This window comes from Sphingomonas sp. Leaf67, from assembly GCF_001421965.1.
Classification (GTDB): Bacteria; Pseudomonadota; Alphaproteobacteria; order Sphingomonadales; family Sphingomonadaceae; genus Sphingomonas.
Genome location: NZ_LMLP01000023.1, coordinates 46762 through 67309 on the forward strand (window position 1 = coordinate 46762; position 20548 = coordinate 67309).

At 67.7% G+C, this 20548-nt stretch carries 11 protein-coding genes and 1 pseudogene; 11 read left to right on the forward strand and 1 reads right to left on the reverse strand.

The window, feature by feature from the left end; genetic code table 11:
• Window positions 1–3: 3 nt before the first annotated feature.
• From ASE90_RS16200 to ASE90_RS16215, 4 genes and pseudogenes are all read left to right on the forward strand, one after another.
• A pseudogene (locus tag ASE90_RS16200) lies at window positions 4–1050 on the forward strand (family 43 glycosylhydrolase); the annotation flags it as partial.
• 240 nt (window positions 1051–1290) lie between these two features.
• Window positions 1291–4029, forward strand: a complete 2739-nt coding sequence (locus tag ASE90_RS16205) for a TonB-dependent receptor (protein ID WP_056003600.1) — start codon at window positions 1291–1293, stop codon at window positions 4027–4029.
• A 37-nt stretch (window positions 4030–4066) separates the two neighbouring features.
• Complete coding sequence (locus ASE90_RS16210; protein ID WP_056003209.1) at window positions 4067–5872, forward strand: methyl-accepting chemotaxis protein; 1806 nt, start codon at window positions 4067–4069, stop codon at window positions 5870–5872.
• A gap of 4 nt (window positions 5873–5876) precedes the next feature.
• Window positions 5877–6875: a DUF2332 domain-containing protein gene (locus ASE90_RS16215; protein ID WP_235531883.1), complete on the forward strand. Its 999-nt coding sequence runs from the start codon at window positions 5877–5879 to the stop codon at window positions 6873–6875.
• Here ASE90_RS16215 and ASE90_RS16220 read toward each other — a convergent pair.
• A complete protein-coding gene (locus tag ASE90_RS16220; protein ID WP_056003215.1) occupies window positions 6872–8593 on the reverse strand; it encodes an acyl-CoA dehydrogenase in 1722 nt (573 codons plus the stop codon). The two genes, ASE90_RS16215 and ASE90_RS16220, sit on opposite strands and share 4 nt — an antisense overlap.
• Window positions 8594–8639: 46 nt before the next feature.
• Between ASE90_RS16220 and ASE90_RS16225 the strand changes: the two genes are divergently transcribed.
• From ASE90_RS16225 to ASE90_RS16250, 7 genes are all read left to right on the forward strand, one after another.
• The gene (locus ASE90_RS16225; protein ID WP_200910927.1) at window positions 8640–9596 is read left to right on the forward strand and encodes an L-threonylcarbamoyladenylate synthase; all 957 of its coding nucleotides are present in this window, start codon (window positions 8640–8642) and stop codon (window positions 9594–9596) included.
• 112 nt (window positions 9597–9708) lie between these two features.
• The gene (locus ASE90_RS16230; RefSeq protein WP_056003221.1) at window positions 9709–11169 is read left to right on the forward strand and encodes a globin-coupled sensor protein; all 1461 of its coding nucleotides are present in this window, start codon (window positions 9709–9711) and stop codon (window positions 11167–11169) included.
• A 157-nt stretch (window positions 11170–11326) separates the two neighbouring features.
• Entirely contained in the window at window positions 11327–13810 is a 2484-nt protein-coding gene (locus ASE90_RS16235; protein ID WP_056003228.1) for a circularly permuted type 2 ATP-grasp protein, read from the forward strand.
• Window positions 13810–14694, forward strand: coding sequence for a transglutaminase family protein (locus ASE90_RS16240; RefSeq protein ID WP_056003603.1), 885 nt, complete (start codon window positions 13810–13812; stop codon window positions 14692–14694). Before ASE90_RS16235 ends, ASE90_RS16240 begins: the two co-directional genes overlap by 1 nt.
• A 109-nt stretch (window positions 14695–14803) precedes the next feature.
• On the forward strand, window positions 14804–15595 hold the full coding sequence (locus ASE90_RS19380; RefSeq protein WP_082449885.1) for an ImuA family protein: 792 nt from the start codon (window positions 14804–14806) through the stop codon (window positions 15593–15595).
• A complete protein-coding gene (locus tag ASE90_RS16245) occupies window positions 15480–17036 on the forward strand; it encodes a Y-family DNA polymerase (RefSeq protein WP_056003231.1) in 1557 nt (518 codons plus the stop codon). The genes ASE90_RS19380 and ASE90_RS16245 overlap by 116 nt, the downstream gene beginning before the upstream one ends.
• 202 nt (window positions 17037–17238) lie before the next feature.
• Window positions 17239–20457 (forward strand): error-prone DNA polymerase, encoded by a 3219-nt coding sequence (locus tag ASE90_RS16250; protein WP_056003236.1) that lies wholly within the window; start codon window positions 17239–17241, stop codon window positions 20455–20457.
• The last annotated feature ends 91 nt before the right edge of the window (window positions 20458–20548 follow it).

The window sequence follows — 20548 nt, forward strand, 5'->3', positions numbered from 1 at the left end:
ACCATGAACGACGCCCTGTCCCGCCGCCTGTTCCTCGGCGGGGTTGCCGCCGCCGGTGCCGCGACGGCCATGCCCGCATGGGCGCAGCGACGGCGCGGCGGCGCGACCGGCATCGTCAACCCGCTGGTCAAGAACCGCGCCGATGCGCAGGTGTTTCGCCACACCGACGGCTGGTATTACCTGACCGGGTCGGTGCCCGAATATGACCGGCTGGTGCTGCGCCGGTCGAAGACGATCGGCGGCCTGACCACCGCGCAGGAAAAGGTCCTGTGGCGGCACGAGGCATCGGGGCCGCGCTCAGGGTTCCTGTGGGCGCCCGAACTGCATCAGATCGACGGCAAGTGGATCATGTATTTCGCCGCTGGTCCCAGCGGCGGCGGCGAGGACGTGTTCCGCATCCGCACCTATGCGGTGGTGTGCGACGGTCCCGATCCGATGACCGGCAATTGGTCGGTGCTGGGCCAGCTGGAAACGCCGTGGGACAGCTTCAACCTCGATTCGACCAGCTTCGTCCATCGCGGCACCCGCTATCTGGCATGGGCGCAGCGCGAGCCGGGGATCGAGACCAATTCGAACCTGTACCTCGCACCGCTCGCCACGCCGCTGACGCTCGCCGCCAAGCCCGCCCGGCTGACCGTGCCGACGCTGCCATGGGAGATTCGCGGCTACAAGGTCGCCGAGGCCCCGGCGCTGCTGGCGCGCAACGGGCGGCTGTTCCTGACCTATTCGGCCAGCGCCACCGATGCGCGCTATTGCCTGGGGATGCTGACCGCGCGCGACGATGCCGATATCATGGACCCGGCGGCATGGACCAAATCGCCGCAGCCGGTGCTCAAGACCGACGCCGCGCGCAAGATTTTCGGCCCCGGCCATAACAGCTTCACCGTCGACGAACGTGGTCGCGACATGCTGGTCTTTCATGCGCGCGATTACGAAAAGATCACGGGCGACCCGCTGTTCGATCCGAATCGCCATACGCGCGTGCAGCCGGTGCGGTACGACGCCGCTGGCGTACCGCAGTTCGAACCGCCCGCCGCGAACGGGTTGCTGCGGATCTAAGGGGGACCTGATCCCGATCGGCAGGTTCGCTGTATCAGGAACAGCGCCAGCGATACATCGATCGACTATCGGAAACGACAGTCGGCGGGTCGCTGGATTCGCTTCGCGTCCCTATTGTAACGCCCGCAACTTGCCGCTTTTTTTGCTTCCTCTTGGCGGCATTAACTATCTGGTATTCGGTACCGTCCTATTGCTTCGTCCATGATGCTGTTGACGCGGTTGGGGGATGGAATGCGGAAATCCGGGTATCTGCTGGCGGCGACCGCGTGCGTCGTGGTCGCCTGCCCGGCCGCGGCGCAGGGGCTGCGCGGGGTGGTTACCAAGGCCGGCGAGAAGCCCGATGCCCATGCCGGCGAGGAAGCGTCGGCCAACACCGCCGACATCGTCGTCACCGCGACTCGGCGGTCGCAGCGTTTGTCGAACGTGCCGATTGCGGTCAGCGCCTATAGCACCGCCGCGCTCCAGAATTCCGGCGCGACCGACATTCGCCAGATGGCGCAATTGTCGCCGTCGCTGATCGTGTCGTCGACCGGGTCCGAAGCCAATGCCTCGGCGCGCCTGCGCGGCATCGGCACGGTCGGCGACAATCCCGGCCTCGAAAGCTCGGTCGCGGTGTTCATCGATGGGGTCTATCGCAGCCGTACCGGTTCCGGCCTCAACGATCTGGGCGAGGTCGAGCGAATCGAGGTGTTGCGCGGGCCGCAGGGTACGTTGTCGGGACGCAATTCGTCGGCCGGCGCGATCAGCATCTACACCAAATATCCCTCGTTCGACTTTGGCGGCTATGGCGAGGCGAGCTATGGCAATTTCAACGCGGTGCGCCTTGCCGGTGCGCTGACCGGGCCGATCGTCGCCGACAAGCTGGCGTTTCGCGTCGACGGCGTCGTCGGCAAGCGCGACGGCTTCTATCGCGATGTCGTCAACGACACCGATTACAACGACCGCAACCGCTATTTCGTGCGTGGACAGCTGTTCTTCAAACCGGTCGACAATTTCTCGATCCGGCTGATCGGCGACTATACCCATCGGGACGAGAAATGCTGCGGCGCGGTCTATGTCGATACGCAGGAAAAGGTCGATCCGACCCCGGGCGTGGCGGGCGACTACGCCCTATCGGCGCAGAACCGGATCGTGTCGATCCTGCAAAGCCTTGGCGGAGTGTTGCCCAGCGACGGCGATCCGTACAACCGCCGCATCGCCAATACGCGCGGCCGGGCCTATAGCAATGTCACGACCGATTATGGCGGCTCGGCCCGGATCGGCTGGACCCTGTCCAACCTCCAGCTCATTTCGATCAGCGCGTATCGCGAATATAAGTCGGGCGGTGCCGCCGACGTCGATTACGGCAATGTCGACATCGCCTACCGTCCCGATGACGGCAACGCCTATCGCCAGTTCCATACCTTCACGCAGGAAACGCGGCTGAGCGGCGGGCTGTTCAACAACCGGCTCGACTGGATGGTCGGCGGTTATTACGCGCACGAAAATCTTCGGGTCGCCGACAATATCCGCTTCGGCACGCAATATGGCGCGTTCGCCGCGTGCCGGGTCGTCGCGACGATAAACCCGCTGGCGGCGCTGCGCAATCCGGCGGCCGCCGGGTGCCTGAGCGCCACCGGCCGCGCCGCGCTGACCCCGGCGGTCGGCCCGCAGATCATCGGCGGCATCGACCGGCTGAGCACGCTCAACGACCTCGGCAGCGTCCGTGACCTGTATGACCAGACCAGCAGCAACTATGCGTTCTTCACCCACAATATCTTCAAGGTGACCGATACGCTCAGCCTGACCGGCGGGCTGCGCTATACGCATGAACAGAAATCGCTGGATGCCAGCTTCCTGAACAACAACACCGTATGCCCGACGCAGCAGGCGGCGATGGCACCGTTGCTCGGCAGCAGCAACGCGACGCTGCGGTCGCTGGCGGCCGGGATCGTCACCCTGACCTGCACCGGCAATTCGACCGCCGCGCTGACCGGCGTGCCGATCCGCGACAAGCTGACCGAAGGGCAGGTCACCGGCACCACCGTGCTGTCGTGGAAACCGGTGTCCAGCACGCTGCTCTATGCGTCCTATGCGCGCGGGTACAAGGCGGGGGGCTATAATCTCGACCGTTCCGACCTGTCGGCGACGGTGTTCGCCACGCCGACCGCCGCATCGGCGCGCAACCTGCGGTTCGATCCCGAAACCGTGCAGGCGCTGGAAATCGGCGTCAAATACAGCTCGGCGAAATTCACCGCGAACCTTGCCGCATTCCGATCGGCGTTCCGCAATTTTCAGCTCAATACCTTCAACGGCACCAACTTCATCGTCCAGAACATCAGCGCGTGCGACCAGTCGCTGGCCGGTGCCGATCGCGACAACAATTCGGCGACCGGGGCGTGTTCGGGCAAGGTCGGCGCGGGCGTCGTCACGCAGGGGTTCGAATTCGAAGCCGGGGCCTATCCGGCGCGCGATGTCGCGTTCAACATCGGCTATACCTTCGCCCACACCCAGTACCGCAACAACCTGATCGGCAGCGAGGCGGGCGAGCCGCTGAACGCGGCACTGTTCCTGTTGCCCGGCAACCAGATGTCGAACGCGCCGCGCCACACCATCACCAATTCGGCAGTGTGGACCCCGCCGGTCGGTCGCAATCTCAGCGCGCTCTTCTACGTCGATAGCCGCCTGACCAGCGACTATAACACCGGATCGGACCTGTTCGCCGAAAAGCGGCTCGACGGGTTCTTCCTGATGAACGCCCGCATCGGCCTGCGCGGACCCGAACAGCGCTGGGCGATCGAGTTCTGGGGGCAGAACATCCTCGACACCGACTATCAGCAGGTCGCGTTTGCCGCGCCGTTCCAGGGGGCGGGCAGCGTGTCGCAGGTGACGCGCTTCGGCGCACCCGCGTTCGGCGTCGGCAACGCCATCACCTCCTCCTTCCTGGCCGAACCCCGCACCTATGGCATCACGCTGCGGTCGCGGTTCTGATCATGCCATTCCTGCCTGCAACGGATGACCTGAAACCATGAAAATTCCACGCAAGCTGGGGCTGTCGTTCCTTGCCGTCATCGCGTCGGCGGCGGTGGTGATGCTGGTGTTCTTCACCAGCATCATGATGATCGCGCGTTCGGCCGAGCGGAACAACCACAGTCGCGACGTCTATGCGAAGGCGTTGACGCTCGAAACGTCGATCCTGCGGCAGAACAGCCAGTTCCGCGGGTTTCTGGTGACCGGCGACCCGACCTATCTGAAGTCCTATGACGAGGGGCGGCAGGAGTTCGACGAGACGGCGGCGGCGCTGGCGGAGATGCTGACGATCGCGTCGGAGAAGGAGCAGCTGGAGGAAGCGCGGCGCGAGACGCTGGCGTGGCGCAAGAATTGGGGCGACCGGCTGATCGCGAAGGTGACGGCCGGCGAACGCGACGCGGCGCAGGAGGAAGTGCGCGGCGCGGGGCAGAAGGTGCTGGTCAGCAAGGTCGCGCTGCCGCTGCGCTCCTTGCGCGCGACCGAGACCGAGGAGATGGAGGCGAATACGGCGGCGCAGGAAAGCGCGATCACCACCGCGCTGATCGCGCTGGCGATCGGCGGCGTCGCGCTGATCGGGATCGCCGTCGCGCTGTCGATCATGCTCAGCCGTCAGATCGCGCGACCGATCACCGCCCTGACGCAGGCGATGGCCGATCTGGCCAATGGCCGGCACGACATCGCCGTCGATGCGGCGGGGCGCAGCGACGAACTGGGCGATATGGCGCGCGCCGTGCTGGTGTTCCGCGATACGGCGGCGGCGAAGATCACTGACGATCGCGACCGCGCGGCGGCGATGACCGCGATCGGCGGCGGTCTGCGCAGCCTGTCGCAGGCCGATCTGACCGCCCGCGTGGCCGATGTGCCCGACGCGTTCCGGGCGCTGTCGGACGACTTCAACAACGCCACGTCCAGCCTGAACCGCGTGCTGGGCGAGGTGCGCGGCACCGTCGACAGCATCAAGCATAATTCCGACGAAATCTCGCAGGCCGCCATGGATCTGGCCGAGCGGACCGAGCGCGAAGCGGCGGCATTGCAGCAATCGTCGTCGGCGCTCGACGAAGTCACCCGGTCGATCCGCGAGGGCGCGGGTGCCGCGACCGGTGCCAGCAGCGCGATGGTCGATACGCGGAACGAGGCCGAACGTGGCGACGCGATCGTCCGGCAGGCGATCGGCGCGATGCACGGCATCGAACGCGCCAGCAACGAGATCGCCGAGATCATCAGCCTGATCGACGGCATCGCGTTCCAGACCAATTTGCTGGCGCTGAACGCCGGCGTCGAGGCGGCGCGTGCCGGCGAGGCGGGCAAGGGCTTCGCGGTCGTCGCGTCGGAAGTCCGCGCGCTGGCGCAACGCTCCGCCAACGCCGCGACCGAGGTCAAGACGAAGGTGCAGGCGGCATCGACCCATGTGAAGGCCGGCGTCGAACTGGTCGAGCAGACCGGTGAGGCGCTGGGCCGGATCATCGAACGGGTCGCATCGGTCGGCGGGTCGATCGACGCGATCGCACGCCAGTCGGACCATCAGGCGACCAGCCTCGGCCAGATCAACGTCGCCATCGCCGAGATGGACGCGATGACGCAGCAGAATGCGGCGATGGTCGAACAGACGTCGGCGGCGGCCCGGCAGCTGGTGTCGGAGGCGGAGGCGCTGGCCGGATCGGTCGCGACCTTCGCCATCGACGGTGGCGCTGCGACGAACGTGACGCCGTTCACGCCCCGCCGGCAGCAGCGCCGCTGGGTCGCGCCGCCCGAGCCGGCTCCGCGCCGCGCCGTGAATGCGAGCGACGACTGGGACGCTTTCTAAGGACATGCCGGGTCCATTGGGGCAACATGCGCTGGTCGTTCGCGACCTGGGCTCGGCGTTCGTCGCGGCGGTATTGGGGGCGGGGGAGCGACAGCTGGCCCGCGCGCCCCTGACCGCGGCGCTGATCGCCGACTGGCCGGGCGATGCCGCGGCGGATGCGCTGGCGATGCGGTTCAACGGTGCGCTCCACGCGCTGGCGCGGCGGGGCGACGATCCGATGCTCGGTGCGCTCTATGCCACCCGGAACGGTGATTTCGATACGGTGATCGGTAGTGCGATGGCGGCGGCGGACGGCTTCATCGCCGACTGGATGCAGCATCCGCCGCAGACCAACGAGGTCGGGCGCGCCGGGGCGGTCATGGCGGCGCTGATGACGCTGCGCGGGTTGTACGACCTGCCGGTCGAGTTGCTCGAACTGGGCGCGAGTGCCGGACTGAACCTCAATCTTGGCCACTATGCCTATGATCTGGCCGGGGTACGGGCCGGGCGCAGCGATTCGCCGGTGCGGATCGCGCCCGAATGGCGCGGGTCCCCCCCGGTCGCGCGGCCGGTGGAGATCGTGGCGACGCGCGGCGTCGACCTGCGTCCGCTCGCCGCCGCCGACCATCGGGCCCGCGAACGGCTGATGGCCTATGTCTGGGCCGACGAACCCGAACGCGCCGAACGGCTGCGCCATGCGCTGGCGATCGCCGGCGACGTGCCGCCGCAGATCGCGTGCGACGACATTCTGCGCTGGCTGCCGGCTGAACTGGCCCGTCGACCCGACAAGGGCGTATGTCGCGTCGTGATCCACACCATGGCGCTGCAATATTGCAGCCCGGCGACGCGGGCGGCGGTGACCGAGGCCATGGCGGCCAGCGACTATCCGCTGGCTCGCATCGGGTTCGAATGGACCGACGCTCGCGATGCGGTGCATCTGACGCTCACCACCTATCCCGACGGCATCGTCCGGCATCTGGCGACCTGCCATGCCTATGGCCACTGGATCGACTGGCACGGTTAGCCCGTCGCGAACTGCTCCGCGGTAAGGCTGTACAATCCGCCGCCACCCGCCATCGCCGCCATGCCGAGGCCACGCGCTTCGGGCACGATCCGGTCGAGATAGAAGGTGACGGCCGCTCGCTTGCGCGCGGCGAAGTCGGCATCGTCCATTCCGGCCAGCGCACGCCCCTGCCGTTCAAGCAGCCAACCGCACACGCAGGTCGCGAGCATCGTCAGGAACGGATAGCTGCCTGCCAGCCGATCGTCGATGCTGGCCTCCAGCATCCAGCGCGCGACGGCGTGGGTGTCGTTGAGCAGGTCTTTGAGCGCAGCATGTTCAACGTCGCCGCGCATGTCGGCGAACAGCGCGTCGATTGCGGCACCGCCGTCGCCCGACAGCTTGCGCCCGACCAGATCGGCGGCCTGGATGCCGTTGGTGCCTTCGTAGATCGGCGTGATCCGCACATCGCGATAATGCTGTGCCGCGCCGGTTTCCTCGACATAGCCCATGCCGCCATGCACCTGCACGCCGATGCTCGCGACCTCGCAGCCGATGTCGGTGCCATGCGCCTTGGCCAGCGGCGTTACCAGATCGAGCCTCGCCTTCGCGCCTTCGACGCCCAGCGTCGCACGATCGACCTGTCCCGCCGCGTAATAGACCAGCGCCCGCCCCGCCATGGTCTGAGCGGCCATCCGCAGCAGCATCCGCCGGACATCGGGATGCTCGATGATCGCGACCGGCGCGCCGCCGGACGAGGCGCGCGCCGACTGGACGCGATCGCGGGCATAGGCGACGGCGCGCTGCGTTGCCGCTTCGGCGACCTGCACCCCTTGCAGACCGACATTGAGGCGGGCGTTGTTCATCATCGTGAACATCGCGCGCATCCCCGCGCCCTCCGCGCCGATCAGCTCGCCGATGCAATCGCCGGTATCGCCGAACGACAGCACGCAGGTGGGCGAGGCGTGCAGCCCCATCTTATGCTCGATCGACACCACGCGGACGTCGTTCGGCTCCCCCGGTTGGCCATCGGCGTCGAGCCGGTATTTCGGCACGAGGAACAGCGAAATCCCTTTGGTTCCCACCGGCGCGCCGGGCGTGCGGGCCAGCACCAGATGGACGATATTGTCCGCCATGTCGTGATCGCCGAACGAGATATAGATCTTGGTCCCGCGAATCCGCCAGTTGCCGTCGCCGACCGGCTCCGCCCGCGTCGTCAGCGCGCCGACGTCCGATCCGGCCTGCGGTTCGGTCAGGTTCATCGTGCCGGTCCATTCGCCGGTCGCCAGTTTCGGCAGATAGCGCACCTGTTGTTCGGCGCTGCCGTGATGGGTAAGTGCCTCGATCGCGCCGACCGTCAGCGTCGGGGCCAGCGCGAAGCCGAGATTGGCGGTGCCGAGCGTCTCCAGCACGGCGGTCGCGACCGCGAACGGCATCGCCTGCCCCCCGAAATCGGCCGGCGATCCGATCGTGCCCCAACCGCCCGCGACATAGGCCTGATAGGCGGCGCGATAGCCGTCGGGCATCACCACCCCGTCGGGGGTCCAGCGCGCGCCGACCGTGTCGCCGATCCGGTCGAGCGGCCGCCATTCGCCGGCGGCGAATTCGCCGATCCCGGTCAGGATCGCGTCGAGCATGTCGGGGGTCGCATCGGCAAATCGCGTGTCGGCGGCAAGTTCGTCGATCCCGGCGGCATGGGTCAGCACGAAACGCTGTTCGGCGGTGGCGGGGATCAGCTCCATTTGCCCTCTCTCGATTCCATGTTTTTGCCGGTATAGCGCCCAAATCATGACCGCTCCAAACGCCCGCATCGCTACCGTCACCTTACCGTACGGCATGGCGGCGATCGACGCGGCGGCGGCGGTGATCGCGGACGGCGGCTGCGTCGCGGTACCGACCGAGACGGTCTATGGCCTCGCCGCCGACGCGACCGATTCGCATGCGGTCGCCGGCATCTATGCCGCAAAGGGGCGGCCGGGCTTCAACCCGTTGATCGTGCATGTCCCGACCATGGCGGCAGCGCAGGCGCTGGCGGTGTTCGACGACCATGCGCTGCGGCTTGCCCGAGCATTCTGGCCGGGACCGCTGACGCTGGTGCTGCCGATGCGCGACGGGGCTGGGATCGCCGCGCTGGTGACCGCTGGACTGCCGACCGTCGCGATCCGGGTACCGGCGCACGACGCGATGCAGGCGTTGCTGGAAAGGACCGGGCGGCCGCTCGCCGCGCCGTCCGCCAATGCCAGCGGATCGATCAGCCCGACCCGTGCCGACCATGTGTTGCGCAGCCTGAACGGTCGCATCCCGCTGGTCGTCGATGGCGGAGCGACGCTGCGCGGCATCGAATCGACGATCATCGCCTGTGTCGGCGGCCAGGTGCGCGAACTGCGCCCCGGCCCGGTGACCCGCACTACGGTCGCCGACCTGCTGAACATATCGATCGGCGGGGCGGGCGCGGGGATCGAGGCGCCCGGACAACTCGCCAGCCACTATGCCCCGTCGAAGCCGGTCCGGCTGAACGCGACCGATCGGCGTGCCGGCGAATGGCTGATCGGTTTCGGTCCGGTCGCGGGCGACAATACGCTGTCGGCCAGCGGCGATCCTGTCGAGGCGGCGGCGCGGTTGTTCGATTTGCTGCACACCGCCGATGCGTCGGCGGCGACGAGGATCGCGGTCGCACCGATCCCCGATGACGGGTTGGGTGCGGCGATCAACGACCGATTGCGCCGGGCAGCGGCCGCGACTTAATATAGGTCAATAAAGCAAGAAATTCCGCTGACTTAGGGTGCGTTTCGTTTTTTCAAGCTACGCAACGTTAACCTTCGGGCGTTAGCTGGTTCGGTACGGGAGGGTACCGACAGTGAGCGCAACCGACGAGATCGACTTCGACAAGAGACTGGCCGCCTTTGCCTATGACGAACGCAGTTACGGTGCGTTCCCCAAGGTCAAACGTGCGATCGAACGGTATGCGCCCGCTGCGCTGACCGGCCTGTACCGGCACATCGCGGCGACGCCGTCGATCAGCGTCATGTTCCAGTCGCAGGCCCGGATGGACCATGCCCGCGACAAGCAACTCGAACATTGGCGCAAGCTGTTTTCGGGACCGATCAACCGCGACTATGCCGCCGCCGCATCGAACATCGGGCAGGTCCATGCCCGGATCGGCTTGGCACCGACCTGGTATATCAGCGGCTATGCCCGGATGCTGGAGCATGTCCTGCCACGGCTGGTGCTGGGGCGGATCGGCTGGCCGTTCGGCGCGCGGGCGCGCGCCCGGGCGGCGACCGCGCTGGTCAAGGCGTCGCTGATCGACATGGACATCGCGCTCGCCGCCTATTTCGAGGCGGAACAGGCCGGACGACGGGCCGTCATCGAACGTTGCGGTGCCGCGTTCGAGCGGATGGCGCAGGGCGACCTGACCGTATCGCTGAGCGGACTGCCGCGCGAATATCAGGCGCTGGCCGACAGTTTCGAAGCGATGCGCCAGCAGATGTGCGAGACGCTGGGCATGGTCACCCGGTCGGGCGAGCAGATCCGCATCGGAACGGGCAATATCCGTCAGGCGTCCGACGACCTGTCGCAGCGTACCGAACAGCAGGCGGCGAGCCTTGAGGAAACCGCTGCGGCGATGGACCAGATCGTCAGCACCGTTCGCGAAACCGCCGAAGGCGCGTCGCGCGCCGATCGCATCGTCGGCGAGGCGCGGGGCGAGGCCGAGGAATCGGGCAAGATCGTCCGCCGCGCGGTCGACGCCATGGGCGGTATCCAGCGGTCGTCGGCCGAAATCAGCGAGATCATCAGCGTCATCGACGGCATCTCGTTCCAGACGAACCTGCTGGCGCTGAACGCCGGTGTCGAGGCGGCACGGGCGGGGGAGGCGGGCAAGGGCTTTGCCGTCGTCGCATCCGAAGTCCGCGCGCTGGCGCTGCGTTCGGCCGAAGCGGCCAAGGACGTGAAGACCCGCATCCTCGCGTCGTCCGAACAGGTCGATGTCGGTGTCGATCTGGTCAATGCGACCGGGCAGGCGTTGCAACGGATCATCGGGCGAATCGGTGAGATCAGCAATCTCGTCTCCGGCATCGCCACCTCGGCGGCGCAGCAGTCGACCGGCTTGCAGCAGGTCAATACCGCCGTCTCCGAAATGGACAATGTGACCCAGCGCAACGCTGCGATGGTCGAACAGGCCACCGCCGACGCCCGCGCGCTGGCGCAGGAGGCCGAGGTGCTGGCGAACGAGGTGGCACGGTTCCGGCTTGCCGGTCCGGGTGATAGCAGCACCAACGAAGTCCATCGGATGCAACAGCGGCTGGCTGCGGCTTAAAGCCGGAGCGGCTCCCCTCCCTTCCAGGGAGGGGAGGAAGAGGTCCGTTGATCGCCTGATGCATGGAGAAACCCTTCGCATCCGCACCCACCCCCGCAAACCGGTTGCACCCGCGCCGCCCGCGTGCTTGGGAATGATCGGGGATTTGGGAAACACTATGGCCAGCCGCGCGATCAACGGACGGTTCGATGCTGGCGCGACGAGTGGGCGCTGGCTGGAAGAGTATCGCGCCCGCGCGCCGCACGGCGACATGCTGTCCGCCGCCACCGACGACGACCGCGCGGCATGGGAGGTCGCGTTCGAGGAACTGGCCGGGCTGCCGGGCAGTACCCTCGCCGCCGCGCGCGAACGGGCACAGCGCCATGCCGACGATATCGGCACCGCCTATCGCGCGGCGGGCGAGAGCGAGGAACGCCGCTGGCCGCTGTCGCCGGTCCCGCTGCTGATCGGTGCCGACGAATGGCGGACCATCGCCGAGGGGATGGCGGAACGCGCCGACCTGTTCGAAAGCGTCATCGCCGACATCCATGGCGATCAGCAGCTGGTCGCCGACGGTATTTTGCCGGCGATGCTGGTCACTGGATCGCCGCTGTTCCTGCGGCCGATGGTCGGGGTCGTGCCGCCGGGTGGACATCAACTGCATTTCGTCGCCGCCGACCTGTGCCGTGGACCCGACGGGTGCTGGCGGGTGCTGGCCGATCATGTCCGCGTGCCGGTGGGGGCGGGCTATGCGCTCGAAAACCGGCTGGCGATGGGGCGGACGCTGGGCGGGCTGCCGTCGCGGCTCAACATCGAACGCCATGCGCCCTTCTTCGCGGCGATGCGGGCAGGGATCGCTGCTGCCTGTCGCCGGGCCGAACCGCGAATCGGACTGCTGACGTCGGGCAAGCTCAATCCAAGCTATCCCGAACAGGCGCATCTGGCGCGGTATCTCGGGTTCCTGCTGGTCGAGGGGGCCGATCTGGCGGTGCGCGACGACCAGCTCTATGTCCGCACGATCGCCGGCCTGAAACGCATCGACGCGCTGTGGCGGCGGATCGATCCGCGGCTGATCGACCCGCTGGCGTTCGATGCCAATTCGACGATCGGCGTGCCCGGCCTGATCGACGCGATGGCGGCAGGCAACGTCGTGATCGCCAATGCGCCGGGGGTGGGCGTGCTCGAATCGCCGGCCTTCGCCGCGTTCCTGCCGGCACTGGCCGAAAAGCTGCTGGGACGGGCACCGCGTCTGTCGTCGATCGGAACGTGGTGGTGCGGGCGCGCGGCGGACCGCGATCACGTGCTGTCCTCGCTCGACCAGCTGGTGGTGGGACCCGCCTTTGCCGGAACGACCCCCGAACTGGCGGGACCGGTACTTGGTGCCTCGCTCGACGCCGATGCCCGCGCGCGTCTGGCGGCGGCGATGGTGCTGCGTCCGCAGGATTATGTGGGGCAAGAAGTTGCCGAACTCTCGACCATGCCGACCGCGTGCGGTGAAGGGCTGCAGCCCCGTCCCTTCTCGCTGCGGGTCTTTGCCGCGCGCGGTGCCGATGGCCGCTGGGTGGTGCTGCCCGGCGGGTTCGTGCGCATCGGTGACCAGCCCGATGCCCGCGCGGCGGTGATGGGCGAGGGGTCGTGGTCGGCGGACGTGATCGTCCACGGCCCCGATCCGGTCGCGCCGGTGTCGCTGCTGCAAAGTGCCGACAGCGTCGAACTGCGCCGCAATCCGGGCACGCTGCCCAGCCGGGTCGCCGACAATCTGTTCTGGCTGGGCCGGTATCTGGAGCGGGGCGAGGCGTTGCTGGGCGTCATCCGCGTGCTGTTCGGCCATTCGATCTCGGCCGATACCGGCGCGGCCCTTGCCCCCGAAACCGTCGAATGGCTGGTGAAGATCATCGCCGACACCGGCGCCGCCGCGTTGCCGCCCAGCCACCGCCGCCGCGATCTGGTCGATTTCGGGCGTGAGGCGATGGAATCGGTCGACAGCTGGGGCAGCGTCCGCGCGATCAACCGTCTGGCGACCGGCATCGGCGGCGTCTCTCGCGACCGGTTGTCGGTGGACATGGTGCGCCTGCTCGACGCGCCGCATCCGACCACGGGCACGCTGCTCGACCGTGCGGGCACGTTGCAGCGTCGCTATGCCGCGCTTGCCGGACTGTCGGCCGAACATATGGGGCGGACCGATGCGTGGCGGTTCCACGATCTGGGCCGGCGGATCGAACGGGCGATGGCGGCGACGCGAACGTTGCTGGCCGTCGATCTGCGCCGGGCGAGTGCCGAGGACCTGTCGACGCTGCTCGACCTTGCCGACAGCCAGATCAGCTATCGCCAGCGCTATCTGATCGGCTTTGCGCGGGTGCCGGTGATCGACCTGATCGCGCTCGACCCCGGCAATCCTCGCGGGATCGCGTTTCAGGTGGATACGATCGTCCAGCATCTGTGCAAGCTGCCGGTCCTGAACGATGCCGGCATCGCCGAACCGCAGCAACGCATCGCGGCGCGGTTGACCGCCGGCATCGCCATGGGCTCCGCCAACCGCCTCGACCGCGGCTGGGTATTGGAAATAAACCAGCAATTGCAATTGCTTTCGGATGCGATCGCCACCCGCTATTTCCTGCAGGGTGCGCAGGCGTTGCGCGAAGCCGGGTTGACCCTCGCATGATGCGCTATGCCATCCGCCACATCACGCGCTTCGATTATGCCGAGGCGGCAGGGTTCGCGCGCTGCAACCTGCGGCTCCGGCCGATCCTGTGGTCGGGGCAGGAACTGGAGGATTATGCGCTGCTGGTCGAACCGGGCGGTCGGACCGCCCCGGCACGCGCGCAGGCGGGGCTGGCCAACGTCACCCGGCTGGAAGTCGATCGCCCCGAACGTACGCTGACGATCGAGAGCCGGGCGACGGTCCGCGTCGAGCGACCGATCCCGTTCGCATCGCCGGGCGACCCGACGCTGGCCGAGATCCGCACGCTGGTGGCCGGGGTGAACGATGCCGGCCCGGCCAGTCCGGTCAGCTATCTGTTCCCCTCCGCGCACGTTCCGATCGTGCCCGACATCGCGGCATGGTGTGCCGAGGACCTGTCCGACGATCGCGGTATCCTCGACGCGGCGATCGCGCTTGCCCGGCGTATCCAGCGCGACTTTGCCTTCGATCCGACCGCGACGCTGGTCGACACGCCACCCGCCGAAGCCTTCGCCAAGCGCGGCGGGGTGTGTCAGGATTTCGCCCAGATCATGCTGTCGGGCCTGCGCGGCGCCGGGCTGCCTGCGGCCTATTGCTCGGGCTATCTGCGCACGCTGCCCCCGCCGGGGCAGGAGCGGCTGGTCGGGGCCGATGCGACCCATGCGTGGGTGCTGGTATGGGCCGGGCCGGTGCTCGGCTGGGTCGGGGTCGATCCGACCAACGGCATCTGGATGGCGGAGGATCATGTCGTCATGGCGATCGGTCGCGACTATGCCGACATCGCGCCGATCGACGGCGTGGTGCTGGGGTCGGGCGCGCAGACGATGCACGTGTCGGTCGACGTTGAGCCTCTGCCGGTCGGGTAACCCAGTACCCGCGAACATGCCAGGAAAACCCTTTTACGTGGCACCTTCGTCAACATCGTGCCCAACCGGATTGACGACTCCATAGCGGTTGGGGGATATAGAACAAATCATGAACGCAGAGTCGCCCATCCTGTCCGCGCTGAAGCGGCAAGTCGCCGCCATGGAGCGGCGCGCGCCGACGGGCAAGGCGGTGCGAGTCGCGACCGGGCATGGCGATATCGACGCCGCGCTGGACGGTGGAATCGCGCGTGGGCGGCTACACGAGATATTTGCGCTGGAGGCAGGCGATGCCGGCAGCGCCACCGGTTTTGCGGGCATGCTGTCGATCCGGCTTGGCGGCGGCATCGTCTGGCTGCGCGAGGAATCGGCGGTCCGCGGCGGCGGGCACCTGCATGCGCCGGGTCTGGTCGAGATCGGGCTGGACCCGGCGCGGCTGCTGCTGGGGGTGCTTCCCGACGCGCTGTCGGTCCTGCGCGCCGCCGCCGATGTCGTGCGCTGTGCCGGGGTCGGAGTGGCGGTGATCGAATTGCACCGCGATCCCAAGGTGCTCGACCTGACCGCCAGCCGCCGCCTCGCACTGGCGGCGGAGGAAAGCGGGGTGGCGGCGCTGTTGCTGCGCATCGCGGCGACGCCGGTGGCGAGTGCCGCCGATACCCGCTGGGCGGTGCGGTCCTGTGCGTCGCAACCCTTGCCCGCCAACGCGCCGGGCCACCCGACCTTCGACCTCGAATTATTGCGTCAGCGCGGCCGGGGTGCCGATGGCCGCTGGCAAGTGGAGTGGAACCGTGAGCAAGCCGTCTTCACCAGCCCGACCCAGCGGTCGGCGCCATCTGGCGCTGTGGTGGCCGTTCCTGCCCGCCGACCGGCTGCTGCGCCAGTCCCCCTGCGGCGTGCCGGATGATGCGCCGTTCGTCTGTGTCGAAATGGTGCGCGGCGCACTGCGCATCGCCTCGGTCGATTGTCAGGCGCTGGACAAGGGGATCGCCCCCGGCATGGCGCTGGCCGATGCGCGGGCGCAACTGCCCGAACTGGCGGTGGTCGATGCCGATCCGTTCGCCGATCATGGCTGGCTGGAGCGGATCGCCGATGCCTGCGACCGGTTCACGCCGCTGGTCGCCTTGGATGGCGGTGACGGGGTGACGCTCGACATCACCGGCTGCGCGCACCTGTTCGGTGGCGAAGGCGCGCTGGTCGAGGAAGTCGAGGCGCGGCTCGCCCGGTTCGGGACGCTGCGCCACGCGCTGGCTGACACGCCCGATGCGGCGCAGGCACTGGCCCGGTTCCAGAGCGCTCCGGCGGCGAGCGAGGCGGCGGCGCTCCGGCGGCTGGGGGTGGCGGCGCTCAGGTTGGATGACGAGATCGCGGTCGCGCTACGCCGGGCGGGCTTGCGCACCATCGGCGATCTTGCCAGTCGCCCGACCGCACCGATCGCGGCACGCTTTGGCGAGGAGACGGTGGCGGCGCTGGCCCGGTTGCTGGGCGATGCCGATCAGCGGCTGCGGCCGCGCCGGGCGTTGCCGGCATTGTTCTTCGAGCGACGCTTCGTCGAACCGATTGCGCGCGATGCCGATGTGCTGGCGACGATCGGCGAACTGGCGGCGCAGGCGGAGGCGGAGCTGACCGCGCGCGACCGCGGCGGGCGGCGTTTTGCGGTGCGGCTCTACCGGGCCGATGGGGCGTTGCGCGATCTGGCGGTCGAAAGCGGGCTTCCCTTGCGTGATCCGCCGTCGATCGTGCGGCTGTTCCACGAACGGATCGATGCACTGGCCGACCCGATCGATCCGGGGTTCGGCTTCGACATGATCCGCATGAGCGTCCCCGCGCTCGAACCGCTGGCACCCACGCAATTGCAGCTGGAGGGCGGTACGGTCAGCGAGGAGGCGATGGCGGCGCTGGTCGACCGGCTGACCACCCGGCTGGGGCGCGGCCGGATCGCGCGGGTCTGTCCGGGCGACAGCCATTTGCCCGAACAGGGGGTGCTGACCATGCCGGCGATCGATACGCCCGCCCCGATCACATGGGACGCCCCCGAAATCGGCGAGCCGCCGCTGCGTCCGATCCACCTGTTCGACCCGCCGCAGCGCATCGAGGTGATGGCCGAAGTTCCCGACGGCCCGCCGCACCGCTTTCGCTGGCGGCGGGTGCTGCACGACGTGATCCGTTTCGAAGGGCCGGAGCGGATCGCGGCACAGTGGTGGCGGCGTGGACAGGCGAAGGTGCGGACGCGCGACTATTACCGGGTCGAGGATGTGCGCGGGCGGCGGTACTGGATTTTCCGGCACGGGTTGTACGATCGCGAGACGCCCGATCCGCTATGGTATGTGCACGGGGTGTTCGCGTGACGATGCCCCGAGCTCGTCATTTCCGCACAGGCGGGAATGACGAAGAGTGGTGTGGCGGTGACACGGATTCGTCCTTTCTTCGTTATTCCGGCGCAGGCCGGGATCCAAGGTTCCGCAAGCGCCGAAGTTATCGGATATGCGGGCCGGTGGATCCCGGCCTGCGCCGGGATGACGAAAAGAGCGGGCAAGGCGGCCCCGTGACATGCCCTTTGCCGAACTGATCGCTGCGACGCATTTCTCGTTCCTGCGCGGGGCGTCGCCGCCGTCCGACATGGTGTCGCAGGCGAACGCCCTGAAGATGGCCGGGATCGGGATTGCCGATCGCAACACCGTCGCGGGGGTGGTGCAAGCGCATCTGGCGTTGAAGAGGGCGAAGGACAAACGGTGCGAGGCGGGGCTGCCCGACTATCCCTTTGACCTCGTCGTCGGCGCACGGCTGGTGTTCGCCGACGGCACGCCGGACATCGTCGCCTATCCCATCGACCGGGCAGCATGGGGACGGCTGACGCGGTTGCTCAGCGGCGGCAATCTCAAGGCGAAGAAGGGCGACTGTCACCTCGAACTGGCCGACCTGTTGGAATGGCAGGAAGGGCTGTTGCTGATCGTCACCGCACCCGATGGCGCGCTGCTGACGCGGCTGCGTGATGCCTGTCCGGGGCGGGTGTGGCTGGCGGCGGCGATGCCGCGCGGCGGGCGGGACCGGCGGCGGCTTGCCGGCCGGATCGCGCTGGCAGCGCAGGTCGGCGTGCCGCTGCTGGCGACCAACGATGCGCTGTACGCAACGCATGAACAACGCCCGCTGCATGACGTGCTGACCTGTATCCGGGAGGGAACGACGATCGCCGCCGCCGGACGCAGGCTGGCCGCCAATGCCGAGCGCCACCTGAAATCCCCTGAAGAAATGACCCGGTTGTTCCGTGACTGTCCGGAAGCGGTGGAGGAAAGCGTGACGCTGCTGAAGCGCATCGCCTTTCGCCTGACCGACCTGAAATATGAATATCCGCACGAACCGGTACCGTCGGGATGGGAGGCGCAGGACTGGCTAGAGCATCTGACGATGACCGCCGCGCACGAACGGTACGGTCCCGATCTGCCGGCCGAGGTGCAGCGCCGGCTGGACGAAGAATTCACGCTGATCCGCAGCGAGAAATATGCGCACTATTTCCTGACGGTCCATGATCTGGTCCGCTTTGCGCGGACCTGCGATCCGCCGATCCTGTGTCAGGGGCGCGGGTCGGCGGCCAATTCGATCGTCTGTTTCCTGCTCGGCGTCACCTCGGTCGATCCCAGCGAGCATGACCTGCTCTTCTCGCGCTTCGTGTCCGAACAGCGCGGCGAGCCGCCCGATATCGATGTCGATTTCGAACATGAACGGCGTGAAGAGGTGATCCAGTATATCTATGCCCGCTATGGCCGCGAGCGGGCGGGTATCGCCGCGACCGTCATCCATTACCGGCCGAGGAGTGCGGTGAGCGAGGTCGGCAAGGTGCTGGGCCTGACCCGCGACGTGACGCAGCGGCTGGGCAGTACCGTGTGGGGCAGCTTTGCAGGAAAGATGGAGGCGCGGCGCTATACCAGTGCCGGGTTCGACATCGACAATCCCGACATTGCGCAGCTGCGCTGGCTGGTCGACCAGATCCTCGAATTTCCCCGGCACCTGTCGCAGCATGTCGGCGGGTTCGTGCTGACGCAGGGGCGGCTCGACGAAATGGTGCCGATCCACAACGGCGCGATGGAGGGGCGGACCTTCATCGAATGGGACAAGGACGATATCGACGCGCTGGGGCTGATGAAGGTCGATGTGCTGGCGCTCGGCATGCTGACCTGCATCCGCAAGGCGTTCGACCTGCTGCGGCGGCACGGGCTGGGCGATCACGACCTGACCGTCGACCTGAAGGCGGACGACGAAGACGTCTACAAGATGCTGCATAGGGGCGACAGCATCGGCGTGTTCCAGGTCGAGAGCCGGGCGCAGATGAACATGCTGCCGCGCCTGAAGCCTAAGAACCTCTATGACCTGTCGGTCCAGGTGGCGATCGTGCGGCCGGGGCCGATCGAAGGGGATATGGTTCATCCCTATCTGCGACGACGATCTGGGCAGGAGGCGATCAGCTATCCCTCCCCCAAGCCGCCGCATGACCCGAACGAGTTGCGCACCTTGCTCGGGCGGACCTTCGGCGTGCCGTTGTTTCAGGAACAGGTGATGAAGCTGGCTATCGTTGCCGCCGACTTCAGTCCGAGCGAGGCGAACGAACTGCGCCGGGCGATGGCGACGTTTCGGCATTCGGGTAAGATCGAGAATTTTCGGCGAAAACTAGTCGATGGCATGACCCGGCGCGGCTACGAATCCGATTTCGCCGAACGCTGTTTCCGCCAGATCGAAGGGTTCGGCAGCTATGGCTTTCCCGAAAGCCATGCGCTGTCGTTCGCGCGGCTGGTCTATGTGTCGTCGTGGATCAAATGCCATCATCCGGCGGTGTTCGCCTGTGCGCTGCTCAATTCGCAGCCGATGGGGTTCTATGCTCCGGCGCAGATCGTCCGCGACGCGCGCGACCATGCGGTCGAGGTGCGCGGCATCGATGTGAATGTCAGCGACTGGGACAACAAGCTTGAGGGCGAGAACCTCGCGCTGCGGCTGGGGTTTCGACAGATGGACGGGTTCCGCGAGCGCTGGGCCGAGGCGATCGCCGAGACACGGCCCTTTGCCAGCGTCGAGGAACTGGCGCGGCGGGCGCGGTTGCCGCAGCGCGCGCTGCGGCTGCTGGCCGATGCCGATGCGTTTCGGTCGATCGGGTTCGACCGGCGCGAGGCATTGTGGGAGGTGCGGCGCACGCCCGATGCCGAACTGCCGCTGTTCGCGCACGCCCGCGCCGCCGAACTGGGCACGGAGCCCGACATGACGCTGCCCGCGATGCCGGCGGTCGAGCATGTCGTGACCGATTACCAGACGCTCCGCCTGTCGTTGCAAGGGCATCCGATGCAGTTCCTGCGCGACCGATTGGACCACATGGGGGTGACCAGCTGTGGCGAGATCATGTCGGCGAAGGCGGGGGCGAAGGTCACCGCTGCGGGCCTCGTCCTCGTCCGGCAGCGACCGGGCAAGGGCAATGCGATCTTCGTCACGCTGGAGGACGAGGGCGGCGTCACCAATGTCGTGCTGTGGGCGCGGTTGTTCGAGGCGTATCGGCGCGAGGTGATGGGCGCGCGGCTGATGCTGGTCGAGGGTGAGGTGCAGCGCACCCGCGAAGGCATCGTCCACCTGATGGGCGCGCGGGTTCACGACCGCAGCGATCTGCTCGACATGCTGGGCGAGACACCGCCGCCGGTGCCGTCGTCGCGTGGCGACGAAGCGGCCCGCCCGGTCGCCTCGCGGCATCCGCGCGACGTGCGGCTGGTGCCCAAGTCGCGCGATTTCCACTGACATCAGGTGTCCACGTAGTGGGCCGGTGCCGTCCCGATCCGGCTTTGCCGGATCAGACTCTACGCGTAGGACGGCAGGCGGGAGGGTCGGC